The following is an 18,470-nucleotide window of genomic DNA, read 5'->3' on the forward strand; positions in this document are numbered from 1 at the left end:
CTTTCAGGGCCATGTAATTATCCATTGAACCCGAATAGATATTAGTTTTACCAAGTATTGACATCAAAGTAGAAAAAGAACTGGTAAACTATAAATCAAATTTTTCCGTTGATTGGTTGATACTCAATTATTAAAATAAAGAAAAATCCTTATTTTTAAGGGTATTCAATCGATAGTTGTGAAAAAAGACCGCTTGGAAAGAGCGAAAATCAAATGATTTTTAGTGTTATCATTAAGATAGGCAGTTTTTTTTGATAATCTTAAAAGTACTGTTTTATCCTTATTTAAGGTAAAATAGGAGATCAAAAAAGAAAAAGTTGAACAAATTCGATGCTGTTTTACAAGTGGCGAACGCTCAAATTAATTAATGTGATTATGAAGCTTCAATATATTTCAGATAGTACGGGCAAAACCACGGGTGTATATATTCCCATCTCCGAATGGAACGAACTCAAGGCTAAATACAAGGGAATAGATCAGGAAAAGATTGACATTCCGGATTGGCAAAAGGAAGAAGTGAAGAAACGTCTTGATGACTTCAAGAATAATGCTGAACAAGCACTGGATTTTGATTCAGCTATGGACAGTATTGAAAAAGACCTGTAAATGTACAATTCAGAAATTTTACCATTTGCAAAAAAAGATATTTCAGAGGCGGCATCTTGGTACAATTCTAAAGAAAAAGGTTTGGGTAATCGCTTTATCCAGGCAGTACGAAACAAGGTTATGCTTATAAGACAAAACCCTAAAATTTCATCCATTCGATACGATACCGTTCAAACTGCTGTATTGGATATATTTCCTTTTATGATTCATTATACCGTTGATGATTTTAAGAAGATTGTGATTATTGTGGGTGTATTTCATACTTCACTTGATCCCGGCAGATGGACAAAAAGAAAATAAGAATTGATTAGAAATATCGTGGTGCAGCATCTAGTTTTCCCACATCAATGAAATTGCGTTAGTTTTTTTTATTTAGTACTTGTTGTTTATAGGGTTCAGACTCCAAAAACTTCGTCAAACAATGTTTGTGGCTTTGCCAATTCCTACTTAAATTTCTTAACGCCGAAAATCTATATGGCGGAAATTTATCTACAACTTATAATGAATCCTATTCCTCTTCAATTGTTTTCTTCGACTATGGTATAGGTGACTGAGCGGAGCCGAAGTCAACCTAAAAAGCGCTTCTCTTCAATACCGAAAGTTGAAAACTTTCCTCATTTTAGGTCTAAGTTACGCTTCGCTAAACTTAGACCAGATCGGAGGATTAACCTATGGGTATACGGTGGTTGTACAATCTATTAGCTCAAAATATACAAATCAGAGGTGTTTTATGCCCAAAAGACAAAAAAATAAAGTATTTTGACTGGAGATAAACCAAATTGGCTCCAATTAGATACCCTTTGTCTTTTTGCCAGTGCTTAAACCGGCTTAAAAAAAAATCAATTTGGGTTTTTAAATTAGATAGCCAAGTTATACCTAAATCAAAAGAATGTAATGAAATCGACAAGAAGAACATTTCTAAAATCAGCTTCAACAGCCGGTTTAGGAGCATTATTCATCCCTAATTTTATTGAACGTCCACCAAGTACAAAATTGCGTTTTGCAATGATTGGTGTAGGAGCCAGAGGCCGTGCCAGTTGGAGCCAGGTTGCCGTAGAGGATATTGTGGCCATGTGTGATGTTGACGACAGAATGACTGAGCAAGCATACAAAACTGTACCTAATGCTAAAAAGTACAAAGATTTCAGGGTGATGTTCGACGAAATGGCCAACGAAATTGATGCCGTTATGATTGCTACACCTGACCACACCCATTTCCCAGCGGCAATGGCTGCCATGCAACTTGGAAAACATGTATTGGTTGAAAAACCACTAGTGCATAATATTTGGCAATGCCGCACCATGAAAAAAGCAGCAAAACATTATGGTATCGTATCGCAAATGGCAAATCAAGGACATACAACCCATGGAATTAGATTAGTAAAAGAATGGTTTGATGCAGGTATTCTTGGAGATGTAAAAGAAGTAATTAGATGGGGAGGCCCAACAACATTTAATCCGGATGGATATTTCTCAAAGCCCGAGGGGTTTCCATTTCCAGAACACGAAGTACCTGAGGGTTTAGATTGGGATTTATGGAAAGGTCCTGCAGCTGATCGGCCTTTTAATAATGAATATGCACCCAAATCATGGAGAACTTTCTACGATTTCGGTAGCGGAGCAATGGCCGATTGGTGTTGTCATACTTTAGATGCTCCTTTTTGGGCTTTGGATCTGGGAATGCCACATACAGTAGATGCCGTGGTACCTAACCCTGAAGTTCCAGATCACAGTATGATTGCCCAGGAATCTACGATAACATGGCAATTTGGAGCTCGTGGGAATAAACCACCAGTTACTATGAAATGGATTGAAGGCATGGGCAAACCCGAATTGAAGGAAGAGTATGGGCTTAAAGAAATGCCGGACAATGGGATGATTATGATTGGTTCTAAGAAGACACTTTACCATGGAGGTCGTCCAAACAATCCTCGATTACTTGTTCCTGAAGAAGAATGGGCAGATTTCCAAAAGAATAAACCAGCAGAGACCATCCCGAGAGTTGAGGAAGAAAAACCAGTACAAGAATGGGTGGCTGCCATTAAAAACGACACCTTGCCGGGCTCAAACTTTGATTATGGTGCAGACTTAACAGAAATGGGACTTGTAGGTGTACTTGCCCAACGTTTTGGCGGAACGATTAAATACGACGAAAAAAACATGAAAGCCATTGGCCGTCCAGAGTTAGATGCATACATTAAAGAACCTGTTCGCGAAGGATGGTCTTACGGAGAAGACCTTTGGTAGAATAGATCACAGTACATTGAAAATTTATTGGTTAAAGGTTTTAAATGAAATAAATAACAATTCCTTGGTTCGATGCCGGAAGGTATAAGTTATAAACTGAGCTCGATAATTAAATGGCGCCAATCTCCTTTAAGGAGCTGAGGGAATTTTTCGAAATTTTAAACCTATATCAATATTTAAACAATAATCTGTAAACTTTTTTTAGGACGAGTCAAGTCCTATTTGGTAAATTCCCCTTTACCCCTTAAAGGGGGATTTACCAAATATTACTAACAAGAAGCTAAATTGGATTCTGCTTGATATTCTGGTCACAACAAACTATTTGAGACATTAGAAAAAGCCTATTACCCTGATTGCTGGGAAAAATTAATCATGACTAATAACGGGGCTAGCAGAAATGGTCAAGGAATGGAAAACCAAGGGGTAATAAAGTTTTTATCAGGCTTATTCAGATGGGTTACTGATCTAGAAGCACTAAAAATAGAATATTCTTTATTACCCAGTTGAAGCGATTTCAGCACCTAATAGATTTTTTATTGCCTATTTCGGGTTTAATCAAGCCAATCCTTTTCGAACGAATAATTTACCGTTCCATTTAGCTATTCATTTGGCTTTTTAGGAAGACTATAGTAACTTTTAGGAGTTGTAACCAAACCCATATAGCCTTGAGACTGAAACCCTTTAATACAATTGACCATTCAACAGCCATTTATTTCGGCAGGCAACAAAGCCAATCGAAAAAAGGCCACGAGACGAATTGCATCAACCGCCGTGACTGCCTAGGGATCTTAGGTGGATCAATTGCAAGCCTTGCCCTGACTTCGAGGTCGCTGGCGGAGAAGACCTACAGCGATCTGCCGATCGTCGATACCCATCTGCACTGTTTTGCTGGCCCCGACAGCAATGAATTTCCTTATCATCCCAACGGACCCTATCGACCTGATTCCGCTGCCGCCGTAGAACACCTGCTGAGCTGTATGGATGGAGCAGGGATAAAGTACGCAATCGTTGTCCATCCGGAACCGTACCAGGACGACCATCGCTACCTTGACCATTGTTTAGAAGTTGGTGGGGGCCGACTGAAGGGTACCTGCTTGTTTTTCGCTGACCAGCCTGATTCTTTGGCTGCCATGCCATCATTTTTGAAGGACCGTGAAGGGAGTATTATTGCGTCCCGGGTTCATGCTTACGCTCCCGATCGGTTGCCTCCGTTTGGGAAACCGGAACTCCGTAAATGGTGGCGTAGTGTTGCTGATGCCGGCGTTGCTGTGCAGTTGCATTTCGAACCCCGCTATGCTCCAGGCTTTGAGCGTTACATTCAGGAATTCTCTGACACCACCGTGATCATCGATCATCTTGGGCGTCCGTTTCAAGGATCACCAGAGGAATATGCCAGGGTATTGCGCTGGGCTGACTATCCTAACACAGTAATGAAGCTAGCCTCGATCCCAAAAGCAGAGCACTATCCTCACCAGGATATCAGGCCGATCATCCGCCAATTGACCAATGCCTGGGGCGCAGAACGGATGATCTATGGCGGGGGCTTCAATACAGATGCGACACCAGACTCCTACCGCCGCTACCGTCAGGACTTGTTGGGGCACCTCTCGCACCTCTCCTCACAGGAGCAGACAGCAATACTCGGTGGTAATGCAGCACAACTTTTCGGCTGGAGCTAAGCAAACCTATGGAATCTATTGGGAATATAACAAAAGAAAGTTCCTTGGCTAACCAAGGAACTTTCTATAATTTACTTCAGGACTTATTCCCGATTAAGATACAGTGATTTGCTTCACTCTTTTGTCTTCTTCTTTTTTAGGAATGACCAATTTAAGGATTCCATCCTGGTACTGAGCGTTGATCTGATCCACATCTACCCTGTCTTCCTCAAGTAAGAAAGACCTTTCGAAGCTTTCGTAATGAAACTCGGTTCGTTTTACTTTATGGGTCTCATCTTTTTCCTCTGTTTCGGACTTTTTACTTGCAGAAATGATCAGGTGATTTTTTTCAAAGGAGATGTTAAAATCTTCTTTTTTCAATCCAGGAGCAGCTACTTCTAAAAGGAATTCATTGTCGTTTTCCTTAATGTTTACTGCTGGGCTGTTACCATTGAATCGTTTCTCAGGATTTCCCAAAACAAAAGAGGAGGGTACATCAAATAATTGATCCAACCAATTGTTAAATTCAGGGACCTGTGGTTTTCTTCCGTTTGTTTTTATAAGTGTCATGGCTATAAATGTTTTAATTTTTTAACTTCTTTTTATACCTATTAATCTTAATCAAAGTAAATGCCAATTGGAAAAATTGTTCAAAGCATTGATAAACAGGACAATACGTCATATTTATACATTTGATTAATGACATAATGGCTTGTTTTCTTAGTTGAGTGTGACGATGTGGCAGGATACTGTAATAGGAGTCCTTTCCTTTTGAAGGCAGTAAAGATTTATAGAACTTAGTAGTGGGCTTTGTTACCTTTTCAAAGGAGTAGATAGCGAATTATGGCTTGATTAAAAATTCATTGATGCTGTAAGGTTTAGAAATGAACCTTAGCAATAAGAATCTTTAGGATTTGATTTCTTATTTAATGGAGTGATAGGAGGTAAATGACAGACAGCGTTGAGTGTTTAGTCCATTATCCATTATTATACCTAGTTGGGCTGTTCTTTAAAATGTTAAGTAAATAAATCATGAAAAATTTATTATATACCTTAATAATTTCTGCAATAGGAGTAATTGTTTTTTCCGCTTTAAAAATCCTATCCGACCATTATTTGTATGGTTGGGGAATTTTCATTTTTGGTTTGATTTTTGTTTTTACATTGACCTATTGGTTCCTTCTGCTAAATAGAAATAAACAACAAAGCTAGCCGAAAGTTGACTGTGTGCTGTTGTTAGTTTCTTTTCAAAAGTTCATTGGGATACCTCTTGGCTTGGTGAGCAGGAAATTTCGAGAAATAGGATAGTATAAAATTTTGTTGAATCAATAAGGCTTGAGCTCACTTGGAACTGAATTTTCATTATTCTCCATCATTTTTAAAAACTTTTGTGATGGAAGAAAATTTTTGGTTTAATCTATCTACCAAACGTATACTAATTCTTAGCTGGTATAATTGAAAATTGCTCAATTCCTTTCCTGTCAATAAATAGCCTTATTATTCCATTATCATTTTTATATGGGACATTTATGGTTTTATCATTATTTGTTAAGGCAATAAATTTATTCTCCATTTCATATTGATAAATGGAATCTCCAAAGAATTCCATACCAAACCTGGGATCAATATTAACAGTTGAATTGTCCTTTGAAAAAATAAATGTGCTGTTAGGACTAGTAATAATAGGCAATATATCTTTTCGTGAAATTGAATCTTTTGCAAACTCGGGGGTCATTGTAAAATCAACGATAGAATATTCACCTTCTATCGAAAATTCTTTGTCATAAGGATTACATGAAAATACAAGAAAGGAGATTAGAATAAGTAATGTTGTCTTCATTTTGATTCTCTATTAAAGTTAGGTATTAATTCAACCTAAATTAGGAGTGGTTTTAATGGTGCACGGCGACTGTTATAATCAAACATTAAATGAATTTTAAAAAATGCCTATTTTCACACTATTCCGTTCTACTATATTATTAAATACTAAAATAAAGGTTTAGTAATAGGAATCAAATAGAAATAAGACAATTAATCCTATTTTGAAGAAATTTCTAATAAAGGTCGATATTTTGGCGGTATTATTACCTTTTATTTGCAGCAATACCCACGGAATCAGGTTATACTAATTTTTAACTTGAGGCAGACAGCTTTGGCTAAATAAGTTCTTTGCCGAGTTTATCTTGTATCAAAGGCATTAAAATAACTATCCTTCACGGGGCGATTTCCTATATCAAAATTAGAAGAGTTAAACCGTTCTTCTTTGATATGCGGGTCAAGAATATTACCAATATTTTGTAAAAGCATAAAGACTTCTGTTTCTATGGTAATTGTCTTTCCAAATTTTCTGATTGCTCATATTATAATTTTATCTAACTGATAGAGATACTTCGCCGCTGTCTTTCGACTTACCTTAGTATCCTCCATTACGAAGTAAATTTTGTGTTAAGGCAACGAAACAAGTAATTCAATAAACCTTGACTCTAGATTTTTAGTAGTTCAATTCTTATTCGCAGTTGGTGGGCATTCATAAATTCCTTAATTAAGAATAAAGCTTTGCCCTGGTTTCCCATTTTCCCTTGGTAAAATCCGGGAAATCTATTGGCCTGCTTTTGTCGGCTACTGAAGCGCCGGTAAGGGGGATTATGGCCGCACTGGTTACTGAATCGTACACATCCCAGTCTGGTTGTTTGTTTTCTTGCAGGGCAAGGATCAATCGGTGCCAGTTGATGGGGGTTTGGGTTATGCCACCACTGCCATGTCCGCGAATGGCGCCTCCCTTTCTTTCCGGTGGGGCATAGTTTTTCATGATATCATGGGCATATTCTTCCAAATAAGGTGCTGCAGGTTCCCACTGATGTGCTTCCGGACTTCTTCCTTCAATATAAATGCGCTGGTTTTCCCTTTCCTTTAAATAAATCCCTTTGGTACCTTGAAGTCGGAAACTTTCCCTGGGGTGGGGGGTATGGGTATCATGGTTGAGGGTGATCATTTTACCTTTGATAGTACGGATAAGTGAAGCGTTATAATCGCCCAGGGCCATTTTTTTAGTGGCATAAGGGTGCTTTTCTCCATATTGGGCTTTGGCGTATTCATTGAGCATGCCCGATTTGGTGCTCATGGAAACAAGGTAATCAAATCGGTCCCCATGGTTGATGTCAAGCAAGGGCATTATGTTTCTCATGGGGTGGTCAGGGTAGAGGTTGCCGTTCTTGTCTATGGCGGGCTGTAACCTCCAGGGTTCTTCTTCGGGGTTGAATTTCACCATTCTCAGGTCATGGATATAGCCACTTTCTGCATGGAGAATGTCTCCTAAAAGTCCTTTTCGCACCATGTTCAGCATGGTCAAGTCTCCAAAACCGCCCAATACAATGCTGGCCCACTTCCCCGTTTTTTCAAAAGTTTCTACCAATTCCCAAGCTTCTTCCAAGGTCTGGGCTAGGGGTACTTCGCAGGCTGCATGTTTCCCATTTTTCATGGCCGCCAGGCAAATGGGCGCATGGGTATCCCAAGGGGTCGCACAGATTACCGCATCCAACTCTTCTTCTTCACACATCCTGATAAAATCTGTCGGCCCTTTGTCATAAAGCTTTGGGCTCGCTTGACCGGATTCCTCAATCCATCGCTTGGCCCGGTAAAGGTTTTCGGGATCAATGTCACAAATGGCAGGGATTTCTACCCCGGTAATTCCCAGTGCGGTGTCAAGATGGTAAGAGCCTCGACCTCCTATACCGACAAAGCCGAGTCTTAGGTTTTTTTTGAAGCCCCTTGCCAAGGAAGGGTTGGATAGCAAACCTGCTGATAGGCCTCCGAGGGCCAGGGTGGATAGTTTTAGAAAATTTCTGCGGTCCAGATAATTCATAGTATTTTTAATTTTTTAAAGTTTAAAAACTAACGGAGGAGTCCGGGTACCATTTTTCAGCATTGAACCTGTAAATTTTATCTACAACTGCTTTAGGCAGCTTCAGGCCTTTGAAGGTACCATCGACTTTTGGCACATTCATTTCATCGTCTCCAGTGAAAAATTGCCAATGCCTTAACCAAACCTCATGGGCATGGGCTGCAATCTCATCCGATTCGGTCAAACCTTTGGCCTGTATATCGGATGCTCCGGTTCTCAAATCCGTTCCATAAATTAGTCTGTCTTGGTATTTGATAAAGAAGTCATGTACCTCTTGCCAATTGCTGATGGCCTGGTATTGTAGGTGGGAAATTCTCTCGGCCATGTCCACCGCCATATTGGGGAATTGGTCCAGCCTTTTTGCCAGCTCCTTGACATCGTATTCTAAACTTCCCAAATGCGCCCCAACGAATCTCAAGTCAGGGTTATTGGCCAACATCTCATCTCGTGCTCCAACCTGGTCCTCGTAGGAAGGGAAGTCCGGGAAATTGTACATGTGGTACTTGGGGTTTTCACTAAAATAATCCTTGTCTCCCTGTACGGTCATTTCTTCCAATGGCAACCAGGTATTTTTGGGTTCGCCAAGATGGCCCAATAAGGTAATGTCTTTCTCCTTTAAGAGCTTAAAGATGGGCTCAAACTTCTTGTCATTGATGGTCACCAATTCACCACTTTCATTTTTCAATTCCATGCCTATGTTTTTCCAAACTTTTACCGCAATGGCCCCATGGGCAATGGATTTTTCCAAATAGGCCAGGGTCTTGCTTTCCCAATCTTTATCATTGAATCCATCCAGAGAAAATGTTGTGGCATAGGAAACGATATCAGGATAATCGCGGACCATTTTTAAAGCGAAATTTTCCTGCTCTTCTGGTGTCCTGTTCGGTGAGGTATATACACTTACGGTCAACATACCGAAGTTATCTTTGGCTGCCTGCTTTATGAAAAGGGTGTCGAATTGGCTGCGAAAGTGTACATGGGTATCAAACTTCTTTACCTTCCCAAAATCTTCCATGGTATAGTAAGTATCTTGTGTTTGCTCAGCCATTTTTTCTTGGTTTTGTGGAGATCCACAGAAAGTGAAAAGTGCCATCATTGATAAGGAAAAAATAAATGTCTTGGCTCCTGTGATAATTTTTTTCATGGTTTTGGCTGTGTGGTTTGTGGTATAAAATGAATGTTTTGAAGCATAAGCTTTGATCATAGATAATTCTAATATCTGTGCATTGGATTCATAGCTTATCTTTCAATGCTTTAATTTAGCCAAAGGAATTATTAATAGTAGAATTTTTTTAATGTTTTTATCTATTGATGACAAATCAAACAGTAGATTAGATATATCATTTTGAAGAATAAGGGTTTTCAAGCGTGAAATTTATTTATCAGGGACAGCGAGCTTATTTGTAATAAAGATTAATCATGGATAGAGATGGGGGATGCGGTTTTAGGTAGCTAGTATTGGTTGTGATTTTGTCAGCATTGTTGTGAAAAAAAAGCAACAATACCGCCAAAATCTGTTGGTATTCAATTAGCTATCCACGGGTTATCACCCGTGTCTACAAAAATGTCACCCCTGCCGGGGTTCTCCGTTATAATAATATTTAGCAGTCAGTTATATCGATTTCGATTTTTACCGATAGATGAAATTTATTTGGCCTGGCGTTTTAATGTCACCAAAAAAGCTTCAAATTTATTTTGCCACAAATTTCTCTTGGTAAGGGAGGAGGACCTGTCCCGACAGGGGAGGGAGGGATTTATTATGCAACACCCCAATTTGAATGTCCCATTATATCAACCTGATATTTCAGCATGTTTGCGTTAGAAATCCCCCTTTTTCCCCTTAGAAGGGGGGTTTTGCTATTTTCCAAATTGACGAGTGCGTTACTGGCTTTAAATTAAGTCAGCCGGTTTCAATGTCATCAATTCAGCAATAAGTTCTCATTTCCGCAAACCTCCTTGATTGGAAGTAAATAACTAATCAGACTTAATCGTAAAACAAGCCAGGTAACCATAGGCTTATTTCAGGGATATAGGTGATCAATAGGAGTACAAAAATACTCACCATCAGATAGGGCAAGCCTGCTACCGCTATTTTTTCAAGGGATATGCCACCTATGCTGGAAGCCACAAACAAACAAACCCCAACCGGAGGAGTGGTCAGGCCTATGACCAGATTAAAAACCATGATGATGGCAAACTGCACAGGGTCTACTCCCACATTTACTGCTACTCCTAATAAAACGGGGAACAGGATAAGCAAGGCGGCAATGGTTTCCATAAAGGCACCTACAAACAGCAGGAGAAGATTGATCAATAAGAGTAACATGATCTTGTTGTTGGTCAACTCCAGCAAGCTATTGGCTATCAACTGGGGCAATTCTTCCACGGTCATGATCCAGGCAAAGAGGTTGGCGAAGCCTACCAGAACCATCAAAGCAGCTGTTGTTTTTGCCGATTGAAGCAATATGGCAGGGATCATTTTAATCTTTAACTCTTTGTAAACCCAAAGTCCAATAGCGATGGCATAAATTACCGCCACAATAGATGCTTCAGTTGGGGTAAATACCCCGCCGATGATGCCAAAAAGGATAAGCACCGTCATCATAATGGCCCAAAAGGCCTGAAAAAAGCTTTTAAATATAAAGCCAAGTGATTTTCGCTCTCTTTTGGGGTACTTTCTTTTTACGGAGATAAGGTAAGTAATCAGCATAAAACCTACCCCCAATAGCAAACCAGGAACAATTCCAGCCACAAATAGCTTCCCAACGGAAAGCCCGGTAAGTGTGGCAGCAATAATCATGGGCAAACTCGGAGGAATAACCGGACCTATGGTGGAGGATGAAGCAGTAACGGCACAGGCAAAAGGAACATCATAGCCTTCTTTTTTCATGGCGGGGATCATTACGGAACCAATACTGGCGGTATCGGCAATGGCCGTACCGGATATGCCTCCAAATAACATGGATGCACCCACATTGGCCAATCCCAGCCCTCCCCGAATATGTCCCAATAGGGCATTGCAAAAATTGATAATCCTGCTGGTGATGCCACTGGCATTCATGAGGTTTCCCGCCAAAATAAACCCGGGAATGGACAGCAATACAAATACATCAATGCCCGCATACATTTTTTGCGGGATCACCATTAGGGGGATGTCACTGAACAGCAAATAGGTAAATGCAGAAATGCCTAAGGCAAAGGCGATCGGAAAGCCTATGGCCAAGAGAACCAAAAAGACAATGAATAAAAGTGCAGTCATCTATTTTTTTCAATTAATTTCAAGGTACTGTAAAAGGCTACGGATAGTCCCATAATGGCCATGGCACCATACATAAATGCCATGTTAAGGTTCATGGAAGGTGATCTTTGTATGCTTACGATCTCCATTAATGGCAGGCTTACTACAAATTGGGTAAACATCAAGCCAATGATGCAGACCAAAATAATGTTCTCCAAGAAGGACTTGTACTTGGGCGAAAGACGGTCCAGTAAAAAATTTACGCTTACATATCCGTTGTCTTTTACCGCAAGGGCTGCTCCCATACTGACCAGGTAAATAAAACAGAAACGGGCCAATTCCTCTGTCCAATTGGGAGACCAGGGTAAAGCATATCTGGCAATGATCTGCAACAAAACCACTGCAATCATTAATATAAAACTCAGGTTAACCAGAAAACCCAGTACTTTATCAAGGGTAGGGAAGGGAGATTTTGTCATTTCACTTGCAGGATTCTGTTTAAAAGATCTGTTTGCTCTGCATCAAAGGATTGCAAAACGGCCTCCTTTGCAGCAGTTTGAAAAGCTTCATTGTCCACTTCTATGAACTCCATTCCTTTTTCTACAAGGAAATCGTAGTCTTTTTTTTCCTGGACTAAAAACAACTCATGTTCGTATTCCTGCATTATTTCAGCAGATTCATCGATTACTTTTTGCAGGTCTTTTGGAAGACTGTCGTATTTTTTACCACTCATGACCACATAGGCCCAGCTTTTCACATGGGAGGTCAGCATGCAATATTTTTGCACCTCATAGAGTCCAGCATCTTTGATCAAGGCAAAAGGGTTTTCCTGACCGTGGATGGTGGATTGTTGCAAGGCGGTAAAAACTTCTGAAAATGCCATGGGGGTAGGTTTGGCTCCCAGCGCGCTCCAGGTATCCACATAGAGGGATACGGGAGGTACCCGCAAAATCATTCCCTGAAGATCGTCGGGATGCCGAATAATTCGGTTGGAGGTAAGGTTTCTGGCGCCTCTTTCAAACCAGGCGATGGGTCTGAATCCGGCCCCATCCAAAATATGCTGTTCGATTTCCTTTCCTAATGGGCCACCGGCGACTTTTTTTAAGTGATCAGAATCCCGGATGGCAAAGGGGGTAGCGCAAAGGATGGCCTTTGGCAGACTCCAACTCTGTAAGGATTCCCCGGTAATCATAATGTCCGCACTTCCCACCAAAAGCCCCGTCAAAACGTCCATCTCCTTGCCCAGTTGTTCGTTGGGGTAGACCTTTACTTCTATTCTGCCATTGGAACGCTTTTTTACTTCCTCTGCAAATTTCAAACTGGCCAGGTGCCAGCCGTGTTGGTTGTTGGCCAAATGTCCAAAGCGAAGGACGTATTCGGGTTTCTTTTCATCAGAAGGCGCACAGCTCCAAAAACTGGCTACCAAAAAAAGCAGCAGAAAGGGAATTGATCGATTTGGGTTCATTATAAAATTGTTCTTATTAAATTTTCCATTCAATTCTGGAAAATCAATCCAAAGTACAAAAAATTATAACCGATGGCATTCAATTTTTAAAATTTAGCCCCAACCACCACGGTTTTTTTGATGTGCTGCACATGACCATTGGGATGAAAGAGTTCTGCGGAAATCACATAATAGCCCGCGCCTACCTTTTCCCCCTTTTCGTTTGTACCATCCCAGGTATAAAATCCATTGGCCGCCCAGAGTTCATTTTGACATAGGAGCCTTACTTGTATGCCAGTAGGAGTGAAAATTCTTAGTGTTGCCTGATAATTGGGCTGGTCCATTTTGTAGGAAATGGTCGTAAAGGGTTGCTCTCCTGCTGCGTGGGGAACAAATATTTCCGGTGAGATCGTCAATCCAACCCCTGCCGTTTTGCCATCAAATACCTGAGAGTTTCTATAACCGGGAGTAGCAAAATTTTCAGTACCCGCGGCAGAATGCCAGTTGTTAGGGTCATTTGCAGATTTGTCCAACGCATACCTTTCCAAAGAAATTCCTTTTGCATCCCTCAGAAATCCATGGTGATAGTTTTCATCATAATCGAACCTTTCTGGCCATTTTTCTTCCGGGTCCAATAAAACTACTGTTCCTGAGCGGATGGGATAACTAGGTAGACTCATTACCAAAACTGGACGATTTACCGCCTTTGGAAAGTAGGTGATCAGGCTTTGTCGATCTGTAGTAAGTGCCAGGTAGGAAAAGGGGTCGAGGATAAGGTCTTCTGTTGCTATTATTTTCCTGTTGTCTATTGCTCCTTCTGTGACATTGGCCAATTTCCAGTTTTTAAGGTTGATCAGCTTACTTGAATTGTTGTAAATCTCCACAAACTTGGGCGCTCCACCTGGGGGATTGAAAAGGATTTCATTCAAAACGATGTCTCCATCAGCGGGTAAACCCGGTATTTTTATAAAGGCTGTATTGCTTTCCTTGTCCAAAGCATTTCCCGAGCAACCCCTCCAATTTTCAACCGTAATTTCATAGGATTGATTTACTTTTAAAGAATCCTCAAGACTTAGGATCCACTGAAAAGGATCATTGGGATCTTTTACAGCACTTTGGATTTTGATGGATGGGACAATTTCAAAATCGGCTACCTCTCCAGTATTTTCAGCAGAAGGTTTAGAAAATTGCAATACGATTTGGTATTTGTCTCTGACAAAAGCTTTGATCAGTTGGGGAGCAATGCGATCCGGGCTGTTGTCAAAAACGGAATTGGTGCTTCCCGGGGTACCTTTGGTCTCACTCCTTGAGGGTGCATAATTGCCTAGCCCCTCACAAGTGGCCCAAGGATTGACCAATTCCAGACTGTAGCCATTGGTCAGCACCTCGCTGGCTAGTGGGATTTCTGGCCCATAGGTCATTCTATCCACAAGCTCGTCTTTGTGATTCGATAACGACAATTCGTCTCCCCCGTTCAATAAGGCAGGCCAGGGACTTAAGCCAATCACTTTTCCGTAGTTGGTAAAAGCGGCTACTGAAGATGATGGGCAAAGGATAACATGCTCTCCTGGTTTTATTTCTTCCCGGGGAAGAAGGCTTTGGTTTCTTGAGTTGGCCAGTTTCATGCCTCCAAGATTAATGGTGTTGTCGGTGGAATTGAATATTTCAATGTATTCAGAAGCAGGCAATGCACTTCCCTCTCTGGGAGCAGGCATGACCTCATTGATCAGCAAATCTTTTAAACCTGGAACAGCTACTTGTTGGTAGACAAAGTCAAAAACAATTGGGTCGATTTCATTCCCGTCCAGGTCTTCGAGTTGACGGATTTCTAAGGAAAGTGCGGTACTGTCTGACCAGGTATTTTCGAATTCCAAAATCACTTCTTTTCCGTTGTCTTCCAAATGCACGGTTTGAGGAGCCTCATTGCTTATGCTATAGAATTGAGGGACTATGGCCAGAATAGGGTCCAGTTTTTTGTCAAAATACAAGGCCAGTTGCTTGTCTGGTAGCACCACTACATCCAATAATTTAGGAGGGAGCGGGTTCCAGGATATCTCCCTTAAACTTCCAGGCAAAATTAGATTGCTGTTTAATATTCGTGGAGGGATTTTCAAGGTCAATTGAAGGCCAGTGGGAAGTGGAGGAGAAATCAGCACCTGAATTTGATTGGCATAGGTCTGACTTAAAAAGGGTTCCAATTGGTATCCTTCCTCTATGAATTGAAAAGCATTGAGCCAAGTCTGGTTTTTTTGAAGCCCTGCTTCATGGTTGATTATGAGTAGTTGCTCGTTTTCCAGCCAAATATCCGTCACTCCATCTTCGTAGCGCAATTCCTCTTGGAATAAATTTCCCGACAGATCTGGCACATCTTGAATGGGAGCTATTTCAAGGGAAATGGTTTTTCCCAATGTTAAGTTTTCGGACAAATGTAGTTTGACCTGATAGGTGTTTTCCTGGCTAAGCTCCTTTGGGAACTCCCCATCGATTTTATATTGCTCCCGAAATATAACCGTAGCTGGATCATAAAATTTCGTGAATGTAATTAAGATGGATTCCTCATCCCAAATCATGGCCTCTGCTACTGACAGTAGACTGTTGTCGATGGAGTATATAAGGTTTTCCGCAGCCTCTCCACTTTTGCTGGTAACCAAAGGAAGTTTTATTTCCAATGTTGCTACAGGCCAGCCCGCCTCGTTGTTGACGGTTATTTTTTTTCCAGCCTCCCTAAGCTCAAATTGGGTATAAAATTGATTGTTGATCAACAATGAATCCGGCGCATCAATGCTTTTGCTCCAAATGATTTCCAATGCATAAGGGTTGATCACAAAGGCCGTGTCAATTGCCGGGGCAAGCGTATCCCAGATAAAGGTTCGTTCTATCGGCTTGGACATCTTTTCTCCATAGCTGTCTTCAAGGCCATTGATGATCAATTGGTACTCCTCACCGGTAATCCATTTAAAAGGGAACTGCAGTAATACTTGATGTTTATTGGGCATTTCTAGGTTATTGGGATGTTCATTCTTCTCTTTTATCCTGTAAACCTGAGGTAACAAAGCCCATTTTGGATCCAGTGCTTTGTTGAAAGTCAACAGGAGGCTTTGGTCGGTAGGGATTTCCAGTTGATCCAATGTAATTGGCCTGGTATCCCGTATATATTCTTTTTTTAAGGTGATTCTGGATTTACCTTCTCTGTCCTTTATACCGCGTACCAGCAAATGCTGTATTTCGTTTTCCTGAATTTCCACATCAAAGACCAGAATAAAGCTGTTTTTTTCTTCTTGATCTAGCAGGACTTTGACAGGATGTGTAAGGGCTGATCCAGCCTGATAATTTTTCGGGTTTGTGATCGTCTCCAGCTTTAGGGTTTCTGAGAAAATCACCTTCACCGAATTGGAAGAATGAACCATGGCCGTATCCAATACATCTTCCCAATCAAAGGAAATTGTATCTGAAAGAATCTGGTTTCCTGATAGATCAGCGATATTTGTAAGGCTCAATTGGTAAGTTTTACCCATGATCAGCGCTTCTGAAAGGTCAAGCTGAACTTCCTTTGGCGCTTCTTCCCTAACACTGGCTTGGAAACTTATTTCCTCGCTTTGCACAAACTGATAGTTAGCTGACTTTAGGGCTTCAACTGGATCAATATCCTCATCAAAAACCAAAACCAAGGTTTTTTCATCGATCCCCCAAAGATTCATTACTTTCGGAGGGCTGCCATCATAGGTAAAGGTAAGGGTGCTTCCTTCCATTGGCACAGCATTGCAATCCTGTAAATTGGCGATGTTCAATTGGTAGCCTTCTCCAGAGATCAGTGGGGCTGGAGTTGAAAGAAGCAGGGTATAAGGAGTGAGTTCCAGCAGTTCCAATTCCTGTCCATTGAGTGAGAAAGTTGTTTCGGGCGGCAGTTTTTGGGGCAGTGCTTTAGAAAAAGTGAGCTGAATCCGGTTGGTTGCGATAGGCCGGATTTCCAGCACTTCAAAAACCCTTTGGTCTGGGGCTTCGCTAAACCTATCGTTTATCTTTCCAGGAGTTCCCCCTTCTATGGCCTGAGAAGCTTTCCAATTGTAAGGATCGCTACAGTTGAGAAATGGGTTGACCTGTTCAATGGACCAACCGCCGTTTTCTTTTTCCTTGTCGGCATAAAGTGAGCGATCATATTGCAGACTATCTATCAGGTTTCCAAAGCCATCTTTCAAGATGATCTCTCCCCCGCTATTAACCAGTGTCTTGAATGCCTCCATGCCAGCAACCTGACCAAAAGGCTCAAACAATTCCTGATTTGTGTTTGAACAAAGGATCAGGTAAGCCTGTGGGCCGAGGCTTAGCTGTGGAATTATGGCTTCGTTATAAGTGAATTTATTTAACCTGATAGATTTGTCTGTTCGGTTAAAAAGCTCAATGAATTCCGCATTGGGCAAGACGGGATTGGGAGGTTCCAATCCTTTCGGGTTGGGATCCGGCATGATCTCATTGATAACAATCACTCCTGTTGGTGTTGGTTGATCAAGGTCAAAAGTATAAGTCCAGTCTGTGTATATTTTGTCTGAAACCAAGCCTTTTATTTGCTCAAAAAGAAGTTGGTAAGTGTTGTTATAAAGGTAATCGTCAAATTTTAGGAGTACCTGATTGTCTTTTACCTGGGAGACTTCCGTAGGTTGACCATAAGTATTGTCCAGCCTAGTAATTTTAGAAATTAAGGATACAGGTTGGTTGAATTCCAATAAAAGGGAACTGTCTTTTTCCGTGTTCAGTAGCTTTGCCGTTAAGGAGTCAATTTGTTCTTCTAAATCCGATATGCTAAAGTCATCCAAAAACAACCTGGCCGCACTACCAGCGCCTTGTCCATAGATGGCCTCCAATCTAAGTGTTATTGCCTGCCTGTTGCTAAGCGAATCAGGCAAAGGAAGGCTATAAAGCTGATAGGCGGTGTCCTCATTTGGAAAGCTATTTTCTGTACCAATTTGCAGGGGATCGCTAAAAGAATTTCCTTGATCTGTAGAAAAAGCGAGGGTCAAAGTAACCGGTCTGTTGCCTGATCCGTTGTTTTTAGTTTTAGCCCAAAATGAAATTATAGGACGTTGTAACCCAACAGTCAATGTTTTTATGTAAATTTGCGCATTGAAACTACCGGTAGTTTGGATACCCAGTGCTTTGGATTGATTTACTCCATCGCCTGCAGCCTGAAAGACTCTGGAATTTCCTGAACGGATCAGGTTTGCTGACCAGCCGGGTAAAAATTCATCAGGGTAGGAGGCAAGGGTAAATTCGGCTTCAAAGTCTTGTTTGGCTAAAATTTCGCTTGTTGGTGAAATTGTGAAACCAAATAAGGGGAATGCCATGAAAGTCCAAATTAAAGCGATGGTTTTCATAACATTA

Annotated in this window: 12 protein-coding genes; 4 read left to right on the forward strand and 8 right to left on the reverse strand. The window is 41.0% G+C overall.

The annotated features are described in order from the left end of the window. The first annotated feature begins 375 nt into the window (after nt 1-375). The 4 genes from CA2015_RS09155 to CA2015_RS09170 all read left to right on the forward strand — a co-directional run bounded on the left by CA2015_RS09155 (nt 376) and on the right by CA2015_RS09170 (nt 4,532). Nucleotides 376-606: an addiction module protein gene (locus CA2015_RS09155; RefSeq protein ID WP_048641633.1), complete on the forward strand. Its 231-nt coding sequence runs from the start codon at nt 376-378 to the stop codon at nt 604-606. Next, nucleotides 607-906, forward strand: a complete 300-nt coding sequence (locus CA2015_RS09160) for a type II toxin-antitoxin system RelE/ParE family toxin (RefSeq protein ID WP_048641634.1) — start codon at nt 607-609, stop codon at nt 904-906. 594 nt (nt 907-1,500) lie between these two features. After that, the gene (locus CA2015_RS09165; protein ID WP_048641635.1) at nt 1,501-2,853 is read left to right on the forward strand and encodes a Gfo/Idh/MocA family protein; all 1,353 of its coding nucleotides are present in this window, start codon (nt 1,501-1,503) and stop codon (nt 2,851-2,853) included. 665 nt (nt 2,854-3,518) lie between these two features. Further along, complete coding sequence (locus CA2015_RS09170) at nt 3,519-4,532, forward strand: amidohydrolase family protein (protein WP_048641636.1); 1,014 nt, start codon at nt 3,519-3,521, stop codon at nt 4,530-4,532. Nucleotides 4,533-4,625: 93 nt separating this feature from the next. Here CA2015_RS09170 and CA2015_RS09175 read toward each other — a convergent pair whose 3' ends face one another. From CA2015_RS09175 to CA2015_RS09215, 8 genes are all read right to left on the reverse strand, one after another. Next, nucleotides 4,626-5,081 carry an Hsp20/alpha crystallin family protein gene (locus tag CA2015_RS09175; RefSeq protein WP_084011709.1) on the reverse strand — a complete coding sequence of 152 codons (456 nt, stop codon included), beginning with the start codon at nt 5,079-5,081 and terminating at the stop codon, nt 4,626-4,628. Between the two features lie 865 nt (nt 5,082-5,946). Next, the gene (locus tag CA2015_RS09185; protein ID WP_048641638.1) at nt 5,947-6,351 is read right to left on the reverse strand and encodes a hypothetical protein; all 405 of its coding nucleotides are present in this window, start codon (nt 6,349-6,351) and stop codon (nt 5,947-5,949) included. 702 nt (nt 6,352-7,053) lie between these two features. Further along, entirely contained in the window at nt 7,054-8,373 is a 1,320-nt protein-coding gene (locus CA2015_RS09190; protein ID WP_048641639.1) for a Gfo/Idh/MocA family protein, read from the reverse strand. Nucleotides 8,374-8,395: 22 nt separating this feature from the next. Further along, the gene (locus CA2015_RS09195) at nt 8,396-9,556 is read right to left on the reverse strand and encodes an amidohydrolase family protein (RefSeq protein ID WP_240477953.1); all 1,161 of its coding nucleotides are present in this window, start codon (nt 9,554-9,556) and stop codon (nt 8,396-8,398) included. Nucleotides 9,557-10,396: 840 nt separating this feature from the next. After that, complete coding sequence (locus CA2015_RS09200; RefSeq protein WP_048641640.1) at nt 10,397-11,671, reverse strand: TRAP transporter large permease; 1,275 nt, start codon at nt 11,669-11,671, stop codon at nt 10,397-10,399. Next, complete coding sequence (locus CA2015_RS09205; protein WP_048641641.1) at nt 11,668-12,129, reverse strand: TRAP transporter small permease; 462 nt, start codon at nt 12,127-12,129, stop codon at nt 11,668-11,670. The genes CA2015_RS09200 and CA2015_RS09205 overlap by 4 nt, the downstream gene beginning before the upstream one ends. Continuing rightward, on the reverse strand, nt 12,126-13,115 hold the full coding sequence (locus CA2015_RS09210; protein ID WP_053086666.1) for a TRAP transporter substrate-binding protein: 990 nt from the start codon (nt 13,113-13,115) through the stop codon (nt 12,126-12,128). The genes CA2015_RS09205 and CA2015_RS09210 overlap by 4 nt, the downstream gene beginning before the upstream one ends. 86 nt (nt 13,116-13,201) lie before the next feature. Further along, entirely contained in the window at nt 13,202-18,433 is a 5,232-nt protein-coding gene (locus CA2015_RS09215; RefSeq protein WP_169786475.1) for a lamin tail domain-containing protein, read from the reverse strand. Between the last annotated feature and the right edge of the window lie 37 nt (nt 18,434-18,470).

The organism is Cyclobacterium amurskyense, assembly GCF_001050135.1.
Taxonomy (GTDB): domain Bacteria; phylum Bacteroidota; class Bacteroidia; order Cytophagales; family Cyclobacteriaceae; genus Cyclobacterium; species Cyclobacterium amurskyense.